The organism is Cellvibrio sp. UBA7671 (assembly GCA_002483145.1).
GTDB classification, from domain to species: domain Bacteria; phylum Pseudomonadota; class Gammaproteobacteria; order Pseudomonadales; family Cellvibrionaceae; genus Cellvibrio; species Cellvibrio fibrivorans.
This window is the reverse complement of the sequence record DLHJ01000003.1, coordinates 129,927-150,321: the sequence shown is the minus strand read 5'-3', so window position 1 is coordinate 150,321 and position 20,395 is coordinate 129,927. Positions and strand designations below refer to the sequence as shown.

The 20,395-nt window shown below is 49.7% G+C and carries 16 protein-coding genes; 5 read left to right on the top strand and 11 right to left on the bottom strand.

Annotation, left to right across the window (positions count from 1 at the left end; genetic code table 11):
• Window positions 1-123 precede the first annotated feature (123 nt).
• Window positions 124-708, top strand: a complete 585-nt coding sequence (locus tag B4E62_RS03255) for a hypothetical protein (protein ID WP_331351045.1) — start codon at window positions 124-126, stop codon at window positions 706-708.
• Window positions 709-763: 55 nt separating this feature from the next.
• On the opposite strand, the gene B4E62_RS03250 is transcribed toward B4E62_RS03255, so the two are convergent.
• The 9 genes from B4E62_RS03250 to B4E62_RS03210 form a co-directional block, all read right to left on the bottom strand.
• Complete coding sequence (locus B4E62_RS03250; RefSeq protein ID WP_331351044.1) at window positions 764-2,644, bottom strand: glycoside hydrolase family 2 protein; 1,881 nt, start codon at window positions 2,642-2,644, stop codon at window positions 764-766.
• A gap of 583 nt (window positions 2,645-3,227) precedes the next feature.
• Window positions 3,228-6,341: an efflux RND transporter permease subunit gene (locus tag B4E62_RS03245; protein WP_331351043.1), complete on the bottom strand. Its 3,114-nt coding sequence runs from the start codon at window positions 6,339-6,341 to the stop codon at window positions 3,228-3,230.
• A gap of 144 nt (window positions 6,342-6,485) precedes the next feature.
• Window positions 6,486-9,563 carry a multidrug efflux RND transporter permease subunit gene (locus B4E62_RS03240; RefSeq protein ID WP_331351042.1) on the bottom strand — a complete coding sequence of 1,026 codons (3,078 nt, stop codon included), beginning with the start codon at window positions 9,561-9,563 and terminating at the stop codon, window positions 6,486-6,488.
• Between the two features lie 207 nt (window positions 9,564-9,770).
• Window positions 9,771-10,928 carry an MdtA/MuxA family multidrug efflux RND transporter periplasmic adaptor subunit gene (locus tag B4E62_RS03235; protein ID WP_331351041.1) on the bottom strand — a complete coding sequence of 386 codons (1,158 nt, stop codon included), beginning with the start codon at window positions 10,926-10,928 and terminating at the stop codon, window positions 9,771-9,773.
• A gap of 256 nt (window positions 10,929-11,184) precedes the next feature.
• Complete coding sequence (locus tag B4E62_RS03230) at window positions 11,185-12,075, bottom strand: hypothetical protein (protein ID WP_331351040.1); 891 nt, start codon at window positions 12,073-12,075, stop codon at window positions 11,185-11,187.
• Window positions 12,076-12,253: 178 nt separating this feature from the next.
• Window positions 12,254-12,472 (bottom strand): hypothetical protein, encoded by a 219-nt coding sequence (locus B4E62_RS03225; RefSeq protein WP_310072577.1) that lies wholly within the window; start codon window positions 12,470-12,472, stop codon window positions 12,254-12,256.
• A gap of 81 nt (window positions 12,473-12,553) precedes the next feature.
• Window positions 12,554-13,165 (bottom strand): hypothetical protein, encoded by a 612-nt coding sequence (locus B4E62_RS03220; protein ID WP_310072575.1) that lies wholly within the window; start codon window positions 13,163-13,165, stop codon window positions 12,554-12,556.
• Window positions 13,152-14,087: a DUF692 domain-containing protein gene (locus B4E62_RS03215; RefSeq protein WP_331351039.1), complete on the bottom strand. Its 936-nt coding sequence runs from the start codon at window positions 14,085-14,087 to the stop codon at window positions 13,152-13,154. The genes B4E62_RS03220 and B4E62_RS03215 overlap by 14 nt, the downstream gene beginning before the upstream one ends.
• A gap of 64 nt (window positions 14,088-14,151) precedes the next feature.
• The gene (locus tag B4E62_RS03210; RefSeq protein WP_310072571.1) at window positions 14,152-14,523 is read right to left on the bottom strand and encodes a hypothetical protein; all 372 of its coding nucleotides are present in this window, start codon (window positions 14,521-14,523) and stop codon (window positions 14,152-14,154) included.
• 505 nt (window positions 14,524-15,028) lie between these two features.
• Here B4E62_RS03210 and B4E62_RS03205 point away from each other — a divergent pair.
• Window positions 15,029-17,320, top strand: a complete 2,292-nt coding sequence (locus tag B4E62_RS03205; protein WP_331351038.1) for a hypothetical protein — start codon at window positions 15,029-15,031, stop codon at window positions 17,318-17,320.
• A 126-nt stretch (window positions 17,321-17,446) separates the two neighbouring features.
• Here B4E62_RS03205 and B4E62_RS03200 read toward each other — a convergent pair whose 3' ends face one another.
• Window positions 17,447-17,662, bottom strand: coding sequence for a hypothetical protein (locus B4E62_RS03200; protein ID WP_310072567.1), 216 nt, complete (start codon window positions 17,660-17,662; stop codon window positions 17,447-17,449).
• An 82-nt stretch (window positions 17,663-17,744) separates the two neighbouring features.
• Window positions 17,745-17,891 (bottom strand): hypothetical protein, encoded by a 147-nt coding sequence (locus B4E62_RS03195; protein ID WP_310072565.1) that lies wholly within the window; start codon window positions 17,889-17,891, stop codon window positions 17,745-17,747.
• 141 nt (window positions 17,892-18,032) lie between these two features.
• Here B4E62_RS03195 and B4E62_RS03190 point away from each other — a divergent pair, with 141 nt between their 5' ends.
• From B4E62_RS03190 to B4E62_RS03180, 3 genes are all read left to right on the top strand, one after another.
• Window positions 18,033-18,812 carry a Crp/Fnr family transcriptional regulator gene (locus B4E62_RS03190; protein WP_331351037.1) on the top strand — a complete coding sequence of 260 codons (780 nt, stop codon included), beginning with the start codon at window positions 18,033-18,035 and terminating at the stop codon, window positions 18,810-18,812.
• A gap of 317 nt (window positions 18,813-19,129) precedes the next feature.
• Entirely contained in the window at window positions 19,130-19,459 is a 330-nt protein-coding gene (locus B4E62_RS03185; protein ID WP_331351036.1) for a BON domain-containing protein, read from the top strand.
• Window positions 19,460-19,498: 39 nt separating this feature from the next.
• A complete protein-coding gene (locus tag B4E62_RS03180; RefSeq protein ID WP_331351035.1) occupies window positions 19,499-20,215 on the top strand; it encodes an alpha/beta fold hydrolase in 717 nt (238 codons plus the stop codon).
• The last annotated feature ends 180 nt before the right edge of the window (window positions 20,216-20,395 follow it).

Below are 20,395 nucleotides of genomic sequence, written 5' to 3'. Positions count from 1 at the left end.
ACTCCCGGGATTGTGTAAAAGAGTGGTTACTTTCTTGATTAATAAATTGAAGATTTCAATAGAAAGGGGCGGAATCTGTTGTGGATTCTACAGAGCTGATTTTAGTTAAGGATGGTGCTTACGATGAAAAATATAATTTTCATACTTCCTGTGTTGTTGACACTGATTTCTTTTCAATCCCATGCGCTAATAATTACGGATGTACGCAAAGATGCCGCGATCAGGGAAGGCTATGATGGCTTTTCCACAGATATGATCGCGCTGGGCTATAACCCGCAAACGGATATTGTTAACAGCGTGCGCTTGTTTGTCCGTGTCCACGAAATAATTGATGATAGCGATATAGATATGCCGGGCTCGGATACCAGCGAGTTCGTGATATTTTATACGATGCTATTCGGTGCGCGAATGCATGTGTATCCCGATGTCGATAACGAAAGCTTTGAGTTCGTGCGCGATTATTTTCCCGGCGAAGATACTTGTGTTATTTGGGGTATGTTTGAGTGTGATTATGATCCAGTAAAAACGGGGCAATTCGGTATTGGCATTGCGGCATCTACCGATAATTTATGGTTAGATGAAGCACGTTGGGAACTGGATATCACCCGCACAGCTATCGATGAACCATCAGCACCGATATTATTTTTATCCGCATTATTATCGTTAATATCTTGTCGTTATTGGCAGCGAGCCAACACTAAAAAATAAGTAAAAAATTATAAGCCAGTGCATCCACTCGGTATGCACTGGCTAATGTTGCATATTATTCGGCGTTTTTCGATTGTTCTGCTTTGCGCTTATAAAATTCCTGCAACACAAAAAACGATTTTTTCTTAACGCCTTCATTGGAATAGATACCCTTGCGATTGTAATCATCCTGGATTCCATCGAGCAGACGACGCGGTGAGCGGAAGTCGGCGAGTATCCAGGGTGAGGTGCCGACAAAACCGTCGATTTTATCGATCATGCCCAAGGTTTTACGATAGAGGTTTTCCTGAAATTCTTCGGTAAAAATCTGGTTTACATCGCCGTGCAATCCCTGTTTTGCGCTACCGCCAAATTCGCTGACAAAGACCGGTTTGTTGTAGCTGATTTCCCAGGTCACCCTATCGGCTTTTTCGGGCAAGCCATCGTACCAGCCGATGTATTGGTTGAAACTCACCATATCGACCAAATCGGCGAGGGGATCCTCTACTACTGCGATGTTAGGATTATCGCTGCGGTAATGTTTTTCCATCGCTGCGCTTAACAAACGTGTGTTATCCAATGCGCGCGCTTTTTTTGCAAGGCGCGCGAGGAACTGGTTACGCACATCCGACACAGGCGTTTCATTGGCGAGCGACCAGATAATCACGGCGGCGCGGTTTTTATCGCGCTCAATCATCGCTGCCAATTGCGCTTCAGCGTTTTGGTAAGTGGCTTCGTTTTTCCAGTTGATGGTCCAGTACACAGGAATTTCTGACCAGACTAACAAACCCATTTGGTCGGCGAGGCGCACCATATCTTCGTTGTGTGGATAGTGGGCGAGGCGCACAAAATTTGCATTTAACTCTTTTGCCCAGCCCAATAAGGTTTGCGCTTCTTTGGCATTACTCACGCGGCCACCGCCATCGGCAGAATATTCTTCATGCACTGAAATGCCGCGCAAGAAAAGCGGTTTGCCGTTCAACAATAATTGTTTGCCCTGGGTGGTGATGGTGCGTAAGCCAATGTTGTCAGTTAGCTTGTCGCTGCCGCTGCTGATTTGTACGGAATAGAGTTTTGGCGTTTCCGGTGACCAGAGTTGTGCATCGGGTACTGCGAATGAAAAACTGGCGCTGCCGTTTTTATCGGCAGTGAGTGTCTGTTTGATATTTAATTCAGGCAAACGCAATTGGACTTTCTCGCCGCCTTTGGCACCATCCAATAACACAGAACCGGTTACGGTTTTTTGCTCCAATGAGTCGAGTGCGATTTTGTAATCGCGGATAAAGGTGCGCGGGACATTAAAGAGTTTTACCTCACGGGTAATGCCGCCGTAATTCCACCAATCGGTGTTGAGTGTGGGTACGGCATCGGCATGGCGTTTGTTATCTACTTTAATAATTAATGAATTGTCTTTAGGTTTTAATTTTCCGGTTACTTCGTAGTGGAAAGGCGTAAAACCACCGATATGTACACCGAGTTTTTTACCATTTAAATACACATCGGCGCGATAGTTTACTGCACCGAAGTAGATAAATTGGCGATCAGTTTTTTTTGCAGCAGGCGCATCAAATTTTTTGCGATACCAAACGCTCCCTTCATAGTAATAGAGCTTTTCTTTTTGGGTATTCCAATCACCGGGCACTTGCAATGTGTCTGCTTTATCGAAATCGTATTCAATCAGATCCGAGGGTGTTTTTTGTTTTGAATCGGTAAAGAACGCATTAACGGACGGATTTTCCTGCTGGTCAAACGGTTCGTAGCGATAGTTGTAGTAACCGTTTTCGTAAGGATCGACGATGATTTTCCATTCGCCGTTGAGAGAGGTTGCATCGCGTCCATATGCTTGAATTGATTGTGCCTGTAAAGGTAATTCTGCTGCGAGAGATAATTGCGAAATTCCTAAACTGAGCACAAGCAGGCTGGAGACTTGCAACCAGCGGGTAACTGATAGTTTCATGGTGGTGTTCTCTTGTCGTCGACAGTAAGTGTTATTGGTTTTATTCGCCCGTCTGGTGCGAGCTGATTGTCAGGCTAATTAGTGAGGTGGAAGAGCGCCGCTTGTTAGTTTTGTAGAGTGTGCGACGACTGGGATTCTAGTCTAGTTTTTAGAGACTTAAATCCCGTCATGTACGACACGGCAGTAAATATTTGTTAACTTCCGCTACGCTCGTAAGAGGGTAGAACGTATTGCGGGGTCGGAATGTATTTCTACACTGCGGTATTGAACAAAGGTGTAGTGACTAATATCGCCACAAATGAAAATAGTTTCGTGAATAATACAACCCACAGTGCATCCACTACAGAGCATTGCGATAGTTGCATTAATAAGTAAACGAACAATAAAAATCCTGCTAGCCAACCAATAACGGGTATTAATGAGACGGCGGACGCGAGTAAAACGATTATAGGTACTAGCTTAATTTCTAAGTTTACGAAACTGAATTTTGTTGCAAGCCAAATGCATAAGGTGGATATCAGTACATCTATTGCAAAAATAATTGCTAAAGCCCCCATATGTATCCGTATCCTTTTTACTGTGTTTATAGGTTATGGCTAGTTGATGCTTGTTTTTCTTTTGTTTCGGAAATGTGCCTTATGGCCAGCCCCCAATTCCGCACCTTCTCCATATACAAATACACCACCGGCGTCGTAAATAGGGTAAGCAATTGGCTGACAGCGAGGCCGCCGATGATTGTAATGCCGAGTGGGGTGCGCAGTTCGGAGCCTTCGTTAAAGCTGAGAATTAACGGCAGCGCACCGAGCAGGCCGGCGAGGTTGGTCATCATGATCGGGCGCAGGCGCAGGAGAGCGGCCTGGAAAATGGAATCACGCGATGACAACCCCTCTTTGCGCTCTAATTCCAAGGCAAAGTCAATCATTAAAATTGCGTTTTTCATCACTATGCCGATCAATAAAAATAAACCGAGCATGGCGATCAAACTGAAGGGTGTATCGCTCAAGCGCAAAGCGAGCAATGCGCCGATTCCCGCTGAAGGCAGCGTCGATAAAATCGTGAGCGGGTGAATGGTGCTCTCGTACAAAATCCCCAGAATTAAATAGACCGCAAGCAATACACAGGCAATTAATACCGCCGGATCTTGCGCCATGCCAGGTGTGCTCGGGCCCCAACCGGGGCGACTGCTGCCAGCGGGTGCGAGGTAGACTTCTTTAGGAACCATCAGCTCGGCGATTTTATTTTCGATTGCGGCGCGGGCTTGTTCTTCAGTGAAATTTTCCGCCACGCCGTAACCAATGCTCTCGGATGCAAATTGATTGCTGTGGCGCACGCGGTCTTCTGCCAATCCGTAATTAAAACTGGAAAAAGTCGAGAGCGGAACGCGTTTGCCATCGTTAGTGATAACTTGCAGTTGTTCTAGTACAGCGGGCGTTGCGGTGTAGCCGGGCTCCAGTTCCATCACCACTCGGTATTGATTCATCTCGTCGAACATGGTGGAAACTTGCCGCTGCGAGAAGGAGTTGTTGAGCATGCTGGCGACCGCGTTCATATTCACGCCCAAGCGCTGCGCGGCTTCGCGGTCAATGGTGAGTACGACTTGCTGGGTGCCTTCTTCTTTTACGCCGTCGATCTCGGTCAGCTCCGGCATTTTTTCCATCGCCGTGGTGATTTTTGCGGCCCATTTGTGCAACAGTTTTAAATCGTCGGCGAGCAACATGAGTTCCTGTTCGCTGCGGCTAAAGGGCGAGCTGAGGCGGATGTCCTGATCCGGGCCGATCATCAACATAGCACCGGGAATACTCGGTATTTGGCGACGCAATCTGTCCACCACTTCATGCACCGACACGCCGCGTTCGGCCATGGGTTTGAGGCTGATGCGCATCCAGGCGTTGCTGACGCCGTTGCCGCCACCACTTGCGCCGAACACATCTTCTACCGCCGGATCAGCTAATAACAGTTGGCGGAATTGCTGGATTTTCGGTTGCATCAATTGAAACGAGAAGCCGTCGTCGCCGCGAATCCAGCCGGTCATTTGGCCGGTGTCTTGCTCGGGCAGCATGGTTTTGGGAATGGCGACGTAGAGGTAAATATTCAGGCCGATGACGCCCGCGAGAATCAATAACACAATACGGCTATGGCGCAGCGCCCAACTCAGTGCGATGGAATAGCCCTGTTTGATGTCATCAAAAATACCGGGTTTATGTTCTCTTTTAGGCTCAGCTTTTAGCAGCTGAGCACAGAGCGCGGGGGTGAGGCTAAGCGAAACCGCGAGCGAAATAATCATCGCCGCAGCGAGTGTGATGGAGAATTCACGGAAGAGTTTTTCCACCACGCCGCCCATCAGCAGAATCGAAATAAATACCACCACCAGGGTGATATTCATCGCCAGCAGCGTAAAGCCCACTTCGCGCGTGCCTTGGATCGCCGCTTGAAAGGGCGAAAGGCCGCGCTCGATATGGCGTTTGATGTTTTCCAGCACCACGATTGCATCGTCTACAACTAATCCCGCGGCGACAATCAGTGCCATCAGCGACAAATTGTTGAGCGAAAATCCGTAGAGATACATGACCGCGAAGGCGCCGATAATCGCCACCGGAATTGCTAGGCTCGGGATAAGTGCACTGCGCGCACTGCCGAGAAATACCCAGACCACACCGACCACTAACAAGACTGAAAGCACCAAGGTGATCTGCGCTTCTTTGAGCGTGGCGCGGATGCCGGGTGAACGATCCATTACTACTTTGAGTTGGGTATCGGCGGGCATAAGGGCGCGCAGTGCGGGCAGTTGAGCGTTAATCGCGTCGATGGTTTCAACGATATTGGCACCGGTCTGACGGCTAACGGTCAGGGTCACCGCTGAACTTTGGTTGTGGAAACCATCGGTGTAGCGGTTCTCGACTGAGTCGGTAACGGTAGCGACATCCTGCAGGCGCACGACACCGCCTTCGTCGCCGTAGCGGATTACGAGGGTTTGGTAATCCTTGGCTGAACGCAGGCTTTCATTGGTATGCACCTGCCAGCGGGTGTCATTTTCTTCGAGCATGCCAATCGGGCGCATCACATTGGCGTTAGCGACCGCGTTGCGCACTTCATCCAGGGCGATGCCGTAATTGGCGAGGGCATTGGGGTTGAGTTGGATGCGCACGGCGGGCAGGGAAGCGCCGTCGATTCCCACTTGGCCGACGCCTTTAATCTGCGACAGTTTTTGCGCGAGTATGGTCGCGGCTGAGTCATACAGAGCTGCGGGTGAGAGGTTAGGCGAGCTGAGCGCGAGCGCCATAATCGGCGCTTGCGAGGGGCTTATTTTGCGATACCCCGGATTGCCCGGCATACCTGCAGGCAATTGGCCACGTGCTGCATTCAGTGCGGCTTGTACATCGCGCGCGGCGGAATCCAGATCCCGGTCGAGGGTGAATTCCACCCAGATAAAGGTTGAGCCTTGGGTCGAGTTGGAGTTGATCGCCGTCACGCCGGGAATACTGCCGAGCGCGCGCTCCAGCGGTGTCGCAACCGTCGCCGCCATACTTTCCGGGCTAGCGCCGGGCAAGCCTGCGTAGATTTGCACGGCGGGGAAATCCACCTGCGGCAAGGGCGCGACCGGCAGCATGCGCCATGCTAATAAACCTAGCAGGACAATGCCGACCGCCAACAAGCTGGAGGCGACCGGGCGTTTTATAAAAGGATCAGCGATGAACATAACGGTTTACCGTAGGTTGCTGGTGAGGAACGAACCGCAACACGACCATGTGCTGCACCAACCAAAAGCCAAATGGAGCTTTAAATCAGGTTTCGGTGCGGGCGGATACATGGCCATGTTGCGGTTCGCAAGCTCACCAGCAACCTACACCTCCTCCGGAATCAATTCGTTGGTGGGGTTTTTGTTAACCCAGCGATCAAAAAACAAATACACCACCGGCGTGGTAAACAGGGTTAATACCTGGCTTACCAGCAACCCTCCCACCATCACCAAACCCAAAGGCTGGCGCAATTCCGCGCCGGAACCGCTGGCGAGCATGAGTGGTATGGCGCCGAACAAGGCGGCGAGGGTGGTCATTAAAATCGGGCGGAAGCGCATTAACGCGGCGCGATGAATCGCCTCGCGCGGGCTGAGGCCGAGGCTGCGTTGGGCTTCGAGTGCAAAGTCCACCATCATGATGCCGTTCTTTTTCACCAAGCCGATCAGTAGCACCACGCCAATCACCGCAATCAAATCCAGCGGCTGGCCCGTCAGTAGAAGTGCGAGCAAAGCGCCCACAGTTGCCGAGGGTAGGGTGGACAGAATGGTCACAGGGTGGATAAAACTCTCATACAAAATCCCCAGCACGATATACATGGTGACTATCGCCGCGAGCACCAACCAAAGTGTATTGCTTAGCGATGCACGGAAAGCCTCTGCCGCACCCTGAAAGCGCAGCTCCAATGCAGCGGGTAAATCCAGCTCGGCCTGCGCCGCTTCAATTGCATCGATTGCTTCACCGAGGGACGCATCGCCCGCGAGGTTGAAAGAGATGGTAGTTGAGGGAAATTGGCTCTGGTGATTGATCAACAGCGGCGCCGGGCGCTGGGTGATTTTGGCGAGGGTGGTTAGCACGACCGGTTTGCCGGAGCTGCTGGCGACGTAGGTATTTTCCAGCGCTTTCAAGCCTTGGGCGTAATCCGGATCGACTTCCAGCACCACACGATATTGATTCGCTTGGGTAAACAGCGTGGCGATTTGGCGCTGGCCGTAGGCGGTTTGCAGTGCTCCGGCGATATCACTTACACGCACACCGAGGCGCGCCGCAGCGTCGCGATCAATCTCCACATAGGCCTGCAGGCCACGGTTTTGCAGATCGGCGGCGACATCGGCGAGCGCCGGTTCTTGCCGCAAACGTTCCAGCACGCGCGGTACCCACTCATCCAATAATGCGGAATCCGGCGTGGTCAGGCTGAATTGGTATTGGGTGCGGCTGACGCGATCTTCGATACTCAATTCCTGCACTGGCTGGAACCAGGCGGTAACACCGGCGACGCCTTTGATCTGTTCCCGCAACCTGTCGATGATGTCGCTCGCGCTCGCATCCCGCTCGTGGTGGGGCTTGAGGTTAATCAGCAGGCGGCCAGAGTTGAGGGTGATATTGCTGCCGTCCACACCGATAAACGATGAAAGCCCTTCTACATCCGGATCTTTGAGAATCAATTCCGCCAAGGCTTGCTGCTTCTCGGCCATGGCACTGAAGGAGGTATCCTGCGGCGCTTCGGTTACGGCTTGAATTACACCGCTGTCCTGAATCGGGAAAAAGCCTTTGGGCACGGCGAGATAAAGACCGGCAGTGAGCAATACGGTGCCGATCATTACCGCCATAGCCGCCGTTTGGTGTTGCAGGACTTTATCCAAGCCTCGCCCGTAGCTGGCGATCAGCCGCTCCATAAAATCCGGTTGGGCGTCGTTGTGCACCGGCGCATGTTTGAGCATACGCGCGCACATCATGGGGGTGAGGGTGAGCGATACCAGCAGCGAAATCCCAATCGCCACTGCCAGCGTAATCGCAAATTCCTGAAACAATCGCCCGACCAGATCACCCATAAACAACAGCGGAATCAGCACGGCGATCAATGAAATAGTGAGCGATACCAAGGTAAACCCAATTTCCCCCGCGCCCTTGAGCGCTGCGTTCATTGGCGATTCGCCTTGCTCGCGGTGACGGGCGACGTTTTCCAGCATCACTATCGCGTCGTCAACTACAAATCCGGTGGCGATAGTGAGTGCCATCAAGGTCAGGTTATTGATCGAGAAGTCGAGGAAGTACATAGCCGCAAAAGTGCCGACCAAGGAGAGTGGCACCGCGAGGCTGGGGATAATGGTGGCGGGCACCGAGCGCAGGAAGACGAAAGTAACGGCTACCACCAGGCAGATCGCAAAAATCAGTTCTTTTTGCACATCGCGAATCGAGGCGCGGATGCTGTGTGTGCGGTCGCTGAGCATGGCCACATTCACCGCTGCCGGTAATGTCGCAGTGAGTTGTGGCAGCAGTTTTTGTACGCTGTCCGCCACATCAATTACGTTGGCGCCGGGCTGGCGTTGGATATTAATCAGCACCGCCGGTTGATCATTTGCCCAGGCGGCGAGGAAGCGGTCTTCAGCACCGTTTTCTACGGTCGCCAAATCGCCCAAGCGCAGGGGTGAGCCATCGCGCCAGCTGATGAGTAAATCGCGGTATTCCTCAACTGAGCGCATCTGGTCATTGGCGTCGAGCATGGTGGAGCGCTGCGCGCCGTCGAAGCTGCCTTTGGGTTGGTTGGTATTGGCGGCGACTATGGCGTTGCGCACCTGCTCAAGGCTCATCTGGGTATTGGCGAGTGCATTGGGGTTGACCTTGATACGGATCGCCGGACGCTGGCCACCCGCTAGAGTAACCATCCCCACACCCGGCAATTGCGCCAGTTTTTGCGCCATGCGCGAGTTCACCAGATCGTAAACTTCCGGCAAGGGCAGGCTCGCCGAGGTAACGGCAAGAGTCATGATCGGTGCATCAGCGGGATTTACTTTGCGATAAATCGGCGGGGTGGGCAGATCATTCGGCAGCAGGTTATTCGCCGTATTCAGGGCCGACTGCACTTCCTGCTCAGCTACTCCCAAATCCACTTCCAGCGAAAACTGCAGGGTGATGATGGAAGCTCCGGTGGAGCTGGTGGACGACATCTGCTTCAAACCGGGAATCTGCCCGAGGCTGCGCTCCAGCGGCGCGGTCACGGTGCGCGCCATCACATCGGGGCTGGCGCCGGGGTTAAAGGTGAACACCTGAATAATCGGGTAATCCACTTGCGGCAGAGCGGCGACCGGCAACAGGCGGTAGCTCAGAATTCCGGCAAGTAATAGCGCCAGCATCACCAGCGAAGTGGCGACGGGGCGCAAAATAAAGGGGCGGGACAAACTCATTGGTTATCTCTAATTAATAAGAAACTTCAAACAGGGCGCTTTTTAGGTTGCTGCGGGCCGCGCAGGCTGAGCCTGCGAACCGCAACATATCCATCTCGCCGCGCCCACCAAAAACCAAATGGAGCTTTGAATAGAGTTTCGGTGCAGGTGGCGAGATGGTCACGTTGAGGTTCGTTCCTCAGCCTGCGCGGCCCGCAGCAACCTACGTTATTCCATCACCTTCACTTCTTTGCCTTCCCAGAGGCGGTCGATCCCCTCCAACACCACCTGCTCACCTTCGGTCAAACCTTCCAATACGGAGGTGCGCGGACCTTCAAGTGAGCCCAATTTAATCGGGCGGATCTTGGCTTTGCCTTCTTCAATTACATACACATAAGTCCCTTTGGACCCGTATTGCACTGCATCGATAGGAATGGTCACAGCGCCATCAAGTGTGCTCAAGTGCAGGCGCGCATTCACAAATTGATTGGGAAAGAGGCTGTCGTCGGTGTTGTCGAACTGGGCTTTCAAGCGCAGGGTACCGGTGGCGGTATCGATTTGGTTATCGAGCGTAGTGAGTTTGCCGGTTGCTAATAAACTCTGCTCAGTGCGATCCCAGGCTTCAACCGTTAACGCCGTAGAGGCTTTTTCAGCGGCCAGATATGCACCACGCACGGCCACCAATTGGTTTTCCGGTATGGTGAAAGAGACCGCAATCGGCTGGGTTTGGGTGATAGTCACTAAGCCGTTGGCATCGCCGGTTTTTACCAGGTTGCCCACGTCCACGCGGCGCAGCCCCAGGCGCCCGGTAATGGGGGCGGTAATGCGTGTGTAAGACAGCTGCAGGCGCGCGTCATCCAGCTGTGCGGTATGATTTTTTAACGTGCCGCGCAATTGCTCTACCAGCGAAACCTGCTTGTCATACTGTTGTTTGGCAATGGAATTTTTGGTCAGCAGTTGTTCGTATAAGCGTAAGTCTTCTTCCGCGTTTTTTAACTGCGCGCGGGTTTCTTGCAGCGTCCCTTCCGCTTGATCCAGTTGGACTTTATAAGTCGCAGGGTCGATCTCGGCCAATAACTCGCCTGCTTTCACCTGCTGCCCCTCTTCAAACAACACTCGCAGCAATTGCCCATCGGCGCGGCTGCGCACTGTCACCGTATTGAGTGGCGCTACGTTGCCAATCGCTTTTATGTGCACTTTCAAATCTTCTTTGGTCACTTTCACCACATGTACAGGGGTAGGCCCCATCCAGGGATTCGGTGGCGGCGGTAGTTTTTCCGCTGGTTTACGCACACCAAAAAACCACACCAGTAGCAAGACGAGAACCACAGCGATAGCCGCTAACCAGCGCTGGCCGCGCGACAAACGATTTACAGACGCAAACATGAACATATCCATCAGTTGATTAATTTGAAGCAATTCTTTTAGTAAACAATCGGCTTATGTTGCTGGTGCAATCTTTCTGTTGAAAAGCCAGCAATTGAAACGTGGCGCATTAAGTTGTGAGGCTAGTATGCAAGGAATAAGCCCGCAATGCTTTTTACATTTCCCGACGTTTGGTTACAGAGAGGAGGGTTTTTTTGCAGATAGGGGTGGTGCCTGCCGGTGTTTGATGGCGAGCACCGGCTGGTGGTCGATCAATTCAATATGTAAGCGGATTGAACAGATACTGTTTGTAATCATCCTTCAGTGTCGTAATAAAAGGATTGTCCATGTTAATAAAATGGCGTTCGTCCAATTTTGCGCGCTTTAAATCTTCCTCATGCGCTGCGCGCCATAAATGTTGATAAGAGCCATCTTTATAGGCGATCTCAATACCTTCTTTGAGGCGATCCATCAGTACTTGATTGCTCTTGTGACTAAACAAAAATTTAGGCAGGGGATAATAGAGGGCGAGTTTATTTTCCAATTGAAGATCGGATATTTTGGCCGTCTTCAACTCATGAAAATATTCGGTCGGACTGGGGCAGAATAGATCAGCGCGGCCGGCTTGGGTCATACGGAACAGGCCGGTGATATTGCTCCCCTCCACAATCGGCACGCCGTGGTGCTGTAAAATTTTTGCATCCAGCCAACCGGCGCCCACACCCATTTTGTAGTGTCTAAGCTGACTTAAATTTTCAATCTGCTGCACTTGCGTAGTGAATTTTTTATTGGCATAGCAGATGCGATAACTCAGCGCACCTAACTCGACGGGAAACGGAATATAGATAAGGTTGCCGCTCTCTACCAGCGCATCTTCGTAGCTGAGTACCATCACAAAATTTTGGTAGAGGTTTTGGCTGAGTGCAGCTATGGCATGGGTGCGGGAAATGACGTTCACAGGCACCATCTCAAATGCACCGACTTTTTTCTGGGTTTTTTCCAGTGCCAATTGAATAACCTGCTGCTCGAAGGTTTTGCGTTTTAAATCGCCAAAATCGGGGAGTTTATGCGTCACAACCAAGGTCTGTGGGGCGGGATTTGCAGGAGCTTGAGCGTTGGCAACACCGGCAATAATTGCCAGCACAAGTATCCACATGAATTGGTGCATTCAATAAAACCCGGATATTAATTGGAAGCGACAGGAGGTGTAGTTTTTTATTCAACCAGAAAATGACTGGTGAGCGAAGTGTAGGCTATCCGGGGTGATAGCGCATAGAGGTGTTGTTAACAAGATTGGATTTTATTCTATTGCGCGCACGGCGTACGCGCTCTGGCGAGGCGGAGAATTAAAATTTATTGCGCAATACCAACAACAAACTGCCAAACAACAAGCAACCAATACCCAATGAAATGGGAATGTTGACCCGTTGCTCTTCTTTAACGCTTAGCTTCAGTGGGCCGATATTGGTCTCGTGAGTTTCTTTGGTATAACTGAATCCGCCGTAAGCCAAACCTAATATGCCAAGGACAAGCAGGGCGATGGCAATTATTTTTGTAGTGTTCATGATGTATTGCTCGTTGTGATAGACAGATTTCATTGTAATTTTTGGCGGAGAGATAGTCTGTTCGCTGGCGTACCCCCAGTGTTATCGGGCGGCAACTTGTTCATAAGGCGAATGTGTTGAGATGGCGCCGTTGCGATAGCAGCGCCATAACGTCTCCAGAGTTGAATCAACAACAAGTTGAAACCCTTGGGAATCTGCGGAGGGCAACGGCGTTCCCGTGAGCAGGGCGGTAAAAAGTTCGAGCGGATTCTGTTCAAATTTGAGCGATAGTGAAAAAGTCGGTGTCGTTAAATTGGCAGACGCCAGTTGGCTAGCGGATTTTATGCCCGCTTCAAATGCAATCAGCGTTTTAGTAGTGGTATCGACCTGTGCGTGGTTTTCTAAAAATTGTTTAAACTGTTCCAGCTCCGCCGCAAAAAATAAGGTGCGTACTGGTTGGTTAGTGATGTATTCAACAATCACGTCGGTAAGGCCAGTGCGTTTGAGTAATTCTATTGTCAGGGGGGCAGTTGAACATACGCGGCTCATGCGCCACCACTGCTGAATTTGCTGGGTAACCTGCAACCCTTTTGAATCCAGAATCTGCGTTAACCATTCTTGCTCACCCGGTGTGAGCTGAAGGGCATTTTCATACGCACCCATTGAGCCGCGCGTCAAACCCACCAGACTGCGCTGTACATCAAGCAGCGACATTGTCCAACTCCTTGCGGCAATCCAGATAATAATTCCACAGGGATTTGCAGCGATCCAATTGCGCGATAATGCGAGCCTCGCCCATTAGCGGCAATGCTTGTTCAAGTAACTCATAGGTGATGGCACAAAGATTGGGCAACTTCGGCAAAATCCATTCGAGCAGCGCCCATACTTCTTCCGGCACTTCACTACTGTGTACATCCAATAGAAAACCCTCATGAGTAACGCCACCGGCAATATGAATTTCTATCACACGATCAAACTGTAAACGGGCCAATGCCGCGTAAGGATCAAAGCCAAAATTGATCGCGTTGCAATAAAAATTATATAAATCGAGTAAGAGTCCGCAATCTGTGCGGGCGAGTAGTTGGTTTAAAAAATCAATTTCATCCCAAGCCTGTGCATGGCTGGAAAAATGCGGCAGATAATAGGTGGTGTTCTCGATCAGGAAAGGTGCGCTGTAACGTGTACACAAATGTTGGATGCGCGGGCAAAGTAAATCCAATGCTTCTGCTGTAAACGGCATTGGCAACAGCAAGCCAGCATGGTCTTCCGATCCATCCGGATTTTTTACCAGAGTAAAACCCAGATGTTCGCTGTGCCAACAAAAAGGTTGTTGTTCCTCGTAATTGTCGAGCATTGTTAAATAGTCAGCATTCCAACCACTGGCAGAACCGAGCGATAAACCGAGTCCATGTACAATTACCGGGCATTTGCGCCCCAGTGCGAGTGCGTCCTGCAATTTACGCGCATCCAGCTGAAAGTGACGGCTGTTGTTTGCTGCGATAACTTCTTCGCAAAAAATGTCCGGGCTTACTTCGATGTAATCGATACGGTCGAGGTGAGTGTAGATGAGATCTTGAAAATCCCAGTGATAATTAACCCCTACACCGAGTTTGCGCAGTGATTTTTGTGGCAGCATTTCCTTCTCCCGACATTAATCGCGCCGATAAATGCGCTGGGCACTTACCGGCGCAATAAAAGGCTTAGCGTTGTGACAGGGTTGCAGCAGCGGGAATACGTGTATCCAGGCGGATTACCGGATTGATGCGAAAACGTAAATCAAAACCGTTAAAGCCGCAATTTAAACAGCCGGTCAGCTTGCCTAATTGTTTGATAACACTGTACAAATCATCCATCACCAGGTCACTGCTATTAAAGGCTACATCGATAACCTGAGTGCCGGTGGCTTTTATCACATTGCCACCCGCGTCATAGCAGGTTTGCGCGCTGGCAGATTCCGCTACCGCCAACGTAGCCACCGCACCTGCTGCCAGCACTGAGTTGCGCAAAAAATCGCGACGCTCTTTAGTGGCAGATTCATCGATTTTGGTATCTACTGATTTATCTTCTGACATGGTCCTTCTCCTAAAAAGATTAATGGGATTAAAGAACAAAACTTGCCTCCTTGCTAGTGAAAGGCGTTTTGCCCTTACCTCAAATTATTCTCTTTCTCTGCAAGCGATGGCGGTGAAAAAAGAGCGCTGTTTACTGTGATTAATTACCCGAACGGGATATGAATAAATCACAGCTTTCTGTGTGTATGGAGGCTTAGCATCACAGTGTGTGGTAGTCGTTGCCTTTGGGATGAAGGCGCTTCCGCAGATGCACCAGGGATGAAGCGCCAGAGGAGATACTTCCAGTGGCTGTGGAACCATTCACCAGTCGTAAAAGGAAATTTGCCGGTTAGTGTTTTTTATCTTTCTTATTCGTCGCGCCTTTGTAGTGCAGCGTGGTTTTCCTTTTGGGAAAGCTGCGGTGAAGCATTTATCCGGCTGGCGAATACAGCAATTTTCCTCACTACGTAAATGTGTTTTATGCCTTGCTTATTAAGGCCAACATTTTTCTTGAGAGGATTTTTTCATGAACACATCATTTGACAATCTTGTTATTCCGCTTAGGTTCGATGGAAAACCTGAGGAAGATATTCCCCTGGTTGCTTTTTTGTTTTCCCGCAGCGGTAAGTTGCTGGAAAAAACCGCCGTGCGCGGTGAAGCCGTGGAGTTTAAAACGGCGGGCGCGAACCCGCGCTTGTATAAAGTGTTGGTCGCTCCTGCAGGTGATAAAGCGATAGATGACATTGCCACTATCGCTGAGCTTGAGCGTTTCAAACCTTTTGAAGTGGTGTTGGATTTCAACCGCGAAGGGCTTCTCAACCCGGTGTTAATTCCCCGCGATTATCCGCTGCTTTGGTTGCGTCGCTCCTGCCGGGTGCGCGGGCGCGTAATTAAAAATTTTTCGCTCGGTACGCTCACGCAAGATCGCGGTATTTGCCATGCGCGGGTGCATATATGCGAAGTGGACAGGATCTGGCTATTAATCAGTAAAATTCCGGATCGCATCATTATTAAAATTCCCGAAATTATCGCAACACCGCAATGGCCGTTCCCGATTCCAGAGCCAGAACCCTTTGATCCATCTATATTCGATCCAGTAGGCCCAGTGATTGCTGAGCTGAATCCGCAACCAGAACCGCCGGGTGTGCGCGCTTTTAATTTTAATGCAGCATCCGAGTTGAGCGCGCGCTCCCGTTCGCCATTGAGCCGTTTAACTGAGCGCAAACAAACTGCAGAGGAGGCGGCCAGTGCGCCAGCGCAATTGGTTGCCGCGCAGACTGCGATACTCTCATCACCAAAAATCCTTAACCAATTAAACTCAGGTAGCGCAGCGGCCATTCGCAAATCGATTGTGGAAAATTTTGCACTTTTCCATCCCTATTTTTGCCATGTCTCCTGGCTGTGGCCGTATTTTTACCGCTACGACCAAGTCGCTTTGGCTTATACCGATTTGAACGGCGCCTTTGATGTCACTTTCCATTATTGGAATGATGGTGACAAACCGGATTTGTATTTTTGGGTGGAATATTTAATCAATGGTGTCTGGACAACCGTTTATAAACCCTCGGTGCCTTGCAATACTTATTGGGATTATCTGTGCGGCAGTTCAGTCACAATCCGCGTTACCGATCCGCGTGTGCGCTGGGAATGTAATGATGTCATTGATGGCGATATTGTGTGGATTAAAACCATTGGTTCCAGCGCAAGCGTTAACCATATCAAACAGGCTGATCAATACTCGGTGATCCAGGGGAAATTATTTAACCATGTGGGTTTGACCGATGTGTTTATGACCGGTGGCAGCAGTGCGCTGGATAATTATCGCCGGCCGTTTGGTGGCACACTCAATTTTGTTGTGCAATTTGGCAGCGGTTTGCCCGCGAATGGCATGTACTATTACCGCTGGAGTTATCGTCAATTGCGCAATGCGGATTTGTCCAATTCGCCTGCAACTGCGCTAATGTCTCTGCATAAAGGCCAGGCGCTACACAAGGCCTATACCTATGAATATTTTGATGCACTTAACCATAAACATTTTGGCCAGAATACCTTTAAGTTGGGTCCGGTATCGCTCAACGGCCAGGATGATTTATACATAATCCCGCCTGCATTTCCGGCATCCAATCCGGTTAATGCGCCGGAGTTGAGCCCGCTCTGGGATCAAAACACCATTACGGCGAGCGTGGATTCAACACAATTTGCCGATGGCCTGTACGAATTTGTGCTGGAATTGTTTGATGTCAACGGCAACAAATTGGCAGTAATTCCAAAACACATTTTCCAAGTGCCGCACTACACCAGCTTTGCGCCTTCCATCGATGCACCGGATGAGTATTTGTTAGTGAACGGTGCCAATGCCGATGGCTTTACCATGAGTGCACGTGTGGATAACCAACGCTGTGAAGCGACGATTTATAAAATCAAAGTGAATGGCAGCGAAGTTTCGTCTGACTGCTGTGGCTTTGTGCCTTATCCGCCTAATGCCAATATTGAAGTTGCCTTCCGCGCCTATCATCCACACAATTTTGCAACCTTTAGTTTTGTGGTGAAAAAAGGCACCTGCAATGATGCATTGCAACAAGGCTTTACCAATGCCAGTGGCATGGTGATTGGCAATGCGGATAATTACACGCGCGATAGCAATAGCATTTACCGCGAGGGATTTTCGCCCGCGCAATTGTTAGGTGTTTGTGTTGCTGGAGGAAAGGCTGCTTTTGCTGAACATGTGTATGTAACCGCACTGGCAACCAACGGCTATGATCGGCTCTCGTATCTGGATGCATCAGATTTGGCCGCCTTCGCGCTGGAGCCCTTATAAGCCAGGAACTGTTATAAAAAGGCAACATTACAAAGCATATAGGGTAAAAATCTTCGCTATAAAAAAACAGGCTAATGCAAATGCATTAGCCTGATTTCTTTCATAATCGAAAAATATGGTTGAGTATTAAAACTCTCTGTGGGCTTGCTCGATTTTTTTTGCCTTTTTGGCATCATGCTTTTCTTTCGCGGTTTTGGTGGCAGGTTTTTTGCCTTCTTTTTTGGTGTCGTGTGACTTGCTCATAATGATTCTCCGCTGATAGGTAAAGGAAGGATCTTTTGGTCGCGCAAGGTTGCAATGCACTGCTGTAACCTTCTTATAAGCATAGCGACCGCTTTGCATTGTGCCAAATGCCTTTAAGGCTTTTTTTGGTGACCGCCAGTGCGGGGGCACTCAATAGGTCGATGGCGAAAACAGTCGAGGATCAAATGCGGCGTAGCTTTCTGGCGCGTAAAAGTAGCGCGATAATAATTGCCGTGAGTAAAAATCCGAACAGTCCACTCCAGCCGTAAGACGACGCAAAACCGATAGCACCAACAATAACGAGCATAAATCCAATCATTCCAGCCATTTTTTTCTCTCTTTAATTGAATTAAAAAACTGCTGCCAGTCAATTGGGAGTAGTCTGTTCGATAGCGTACATAGCGAGCATTAGCGCTGCCGTATTATTCGCGCACTTGGAAGCTCACTATCATCACTTGGAGAATTAACTATGCCTCAACCGCCTAAACCACAGATCAATCATCTGCTTGCTGCCTTACCCCACGAGGTGCACGCGCGACTAACGCCCAACCTTGAACTGGTAGCCTTACCTTTAGGCAAAGTGCTTTACGAATCGGGCGATACCATGCGCCATGTGTATTTTCCCATTGATTGCATAGTGTCCCTTTTGTACGTGATGGAAAATGGCTCATCGGCTGAAATTTCTGTGGTCGGCCGGGAAGGTATTATTGGCATTGCTTTATTTATGGGCGGTGAAAGCACGCCGAGCCGAGCCATTATCCAAAGTGGTGGTTATGCCTATCGTTTGCTCGCACACAAATTTAAAGAAGAATTTAATCGCCACAGTGAAATGCTGATGTTGCTCTTGCGTTACACACAATCGCTAATTACCCAAATGGCGCAAACGGCGGTATGCAATCGCCATCACTCTATTGATCAACAACTTTGTCGCTGGCTGCTACTGTCGCTTGATCGTTTACCAACGAATCGCTTGACCATGACGCAAGAACTTATTGCCAATATGCTAGGTGTGCGGCGTGAAGGCGTAACTGAGGCCGCTGGCAAATTACAAAAATTGGGCGTAATCGAATATTCGCGCGGACAAATTACTGTGTTGGATCGCGCTCAACTTGAACATCTAAGCTGTGAATGTTACGCCGTGGTAAAAAAAGAAACTGACCGGCTAATGCCAAGCCCTTTGACACCTGCTGCATCGCTGCGCCCGGCACTCCGGCCTGGTGTGGTCAGATTACCTCCGTGTGTACAGTGAAGAGTGTTTCTTACCGCACTGTACTCATTTCCATGACACAACACATTACCATTCCATTGACATGCATTGAGCGTATGCGACCTGCATCCTGCTGGTGGAACCGCATGGGTGTTAATGACCAGTGGTTAGTGATTAACAGCTTTAGTTTGTCGTCCGTACCAATTACTGTCGGTGCGCAACCGCACATAATAATTGGCTGCTAATCTTTGCCTTTTTACACTCTCTGTGTTCTGGCGAACAGAATTGTTGGTGTTAAATCATCAGACTTCAATACGACATACTATACGAAATACTATTAATCAATATTGGAGTTCATAATGAATACGTTTAATCAATCTACTTTCAAATTTTTTGGCATTGCTTTTTTAGCGGCAATGTTGTTGGCGACAATTGTTGGTTGTGCATCGACCTCCAAACAATCAAGCACAGGTGAATATATTGACGATACGGTGATCACCACTAAAGTTAAAGCGGCGATATTGGAAGACAAAGAATTAAAAGCTACCGAAATTAATGTCGAAACTTTTAAAGGTGTTGTGCAGATGAGTGGCTTTGTCAGCTCACAAAGCGACATTAATAGAGCAGCGACCATTGCGCGTTCAGTCGAAGGCGTTAAATCGGTCAAGAATGACATGCGAGTTAAATAATTCCTTGTCCATTTATTCTTAATCGTGCTGGAGAAATACATGTTAACCACTCAATGTCCGCATCTCGTTTTATTGCCTGGCTTGGTCAATGATTCACGTCTATGGCAACACCAGGCTTCCGGGTTGGCGGACATTGCACGTGTGTCTGTGGGTGATTTAACCAAAGGACACACCATTGCTGAAATGGCATCTGACGTTTTAGCCAGTGCCCCAGCGGGGCAATTTGCATTGGCCGGTTTGTCGATGGGTGGTTACGTTGCGCTGGAAATTATGCGCCAGGCGCCGGAGCGGATTCTGGCTTTGGCGCTCCTTGATACCAGTGCGCGGCCAGATACGCCTACTGCATTGGAAAATCGCAGTATTGCGATTGAGAAAGCGGAAAGTAATTATCAGGCAGTGATTGAAGAATTGATGCCCAAACAACTACATCCTCAGCACATGGCAGACGCAGAAATGGTGAGCATGATTACCGATATGGCGATGAGCCTTGGCAATAAAACATTTATTCGCCAGCAGCGCGCCATAGCCGGTCGTATCGATAGCATTCCCTCCCTGGCATTTATCCACTGTCCAACACTGGTGTTGTGCGGGCGCGATGATGCGATTACGCCTATAGGCTTGCATCAGGAAATGGTGACCGAAATTGAATGGGCAGAATTAAGTATCATCGATAACTGCGGACATCTCTCTGCATTGGAGCAACCAACCCGCGTAAACGAAGCGCTCGCGCAATGGCTGGTAAAAATTATTCGTTAATCCATAATCACTATTATTAGAAAATGTAAAAATTTCTGCTTGATCATTGCAACTCTTTAAAAATAACGCTGTCAGCGTATGCCAGCGCACCGACCCCGCCTTTAAAAACTCCGATACTGACCACCGAAGAAGCCGCTCAACTTAATGAGCCTAAGGTCAGTCTGCGCAACCTGCGCAATC

What these genes read in the sequence shown, in the direction of transcription:
- B4E62_RS03215 (WP_331351039.1), bottom strand. Translation starts at nt 14,087, where the DNA reads ATGCTGCCACAAAAATCACTGCGCAAACTCGGTGTAGGGGTTAATTAT.
- B4E62_RS03250 (WP_331351044.1), bottom strand. Translation starts at nt 2,644, where the DNA reads ATGAAACTATCAGTTACCCGCTGGTTGCAAGTCTCCAGCCTGCTTGTG.
- B4E62_RS03235 (WP_331351041.1), bottom strand. Translation starts at nt 10,928, where the DNA reads ATGTTTGCGTCTGTAAATCGTTTGTCGCGCGGCCAGCGCTGGTTAGCG.
- B4E62_RS03200 (WP_310072567.1), bottom strand. Translation starts at nt 17,662, where the DNA reads ATGCAAAGCGGTCGCTATGCTTATAAGAAGGTTACAGCAGTGCATTGC.
- B4E62_RS03245 (WP_331351043.1), bottom strand. Translation starts at nt 6,341, where the DNA reads ATGTTCATCGCTGATCCTTTTATAAAACGCCCGGTCGCCTCCAGCTTG.
- B4E62_RS03255 (WP_331351045.1), top strand. Translation starts at nt 124, where the DNA reads ATGAAAAATATAATTTTCATACTTCCTGTGTTGTTGACACTGATTTCT.
- B4E62_RS03225 (WP_310072577.1), bottom strand. Translation starts at nt 12,472, where the DNA reads ATGAACACTACAAAAATAATTGCCATCGCCCTGCTTGTCCTTGGCATA.
- B4E62_RS03240 (WP_331351042.1), bottom strand. Translation starts at nt 9,563, where the DNA reads ATGAGTTTGTCCCGCCCCTTTATTTTGCGCCCCGTCGCCACTTCGCTG.
- B4E62_RS03180 (WP_331351035.1), top strand. Translation starts at nt 19,499, where the DNA reads ATGTTAACCACTCAATGTCCGCATCTCGTTTTATTGCCTGGCTTGGTC.
- B4E62_RS03220 (WP_310072575.1), bottom strand. Translation starts at nt 13,165, where the DNA reads ATGTCGCTGCTTGATGTACAGCGCAGTCTGGTGGGTTTGACGCGCGGC.
- B4E62_RS03185 (WP_331351036.1), top strand. Translation starts at nt 19,130, where the DNA reads ATGAATACGTTTAATCAATCTACTTTCAAATTTTTTGGCATTGCTTTT.
- B4E62_RS03190 (WP_331351037.1), top strand. Translation starts at nt 18,033, where the DNA reads ATGCCTCAACCGCCTAAACCACAGATCAATCATCTGCTTGCTGCCTTA.
- B4E62_RS03230 (WP_331351040.1), bottom strand. Translation starts at nt 12,075, where the DNA reads ATGCACCAATTCATGTGGATACTTGTGCTGGCAATTATTGCCGGTGTT.
- B4E62_RS03205 (WP_331351038.1), top strand. Translation starts at nt 15,029, where the DNA reads ATGAACACATCATTTGACAATCTTGTTATTCCGCTTAGGTTCGATGGA.
- B4E62_RS03210 (WP_310072571.1), bottom strand. Translation starts at nt 14,523, where the DNA reads ATGTCAGAAGATAAATCAGTAGATACCAAAATCGATGAATCTGCCACT.
- B4E62_RS03195 (WP_310072565.1), bottom strand. Translation starts at nt 17,891, where the DNA reads ATGGCTGGAATGATTGGATTTATGCTCGTTATTGTTGGTGCTATCGGT.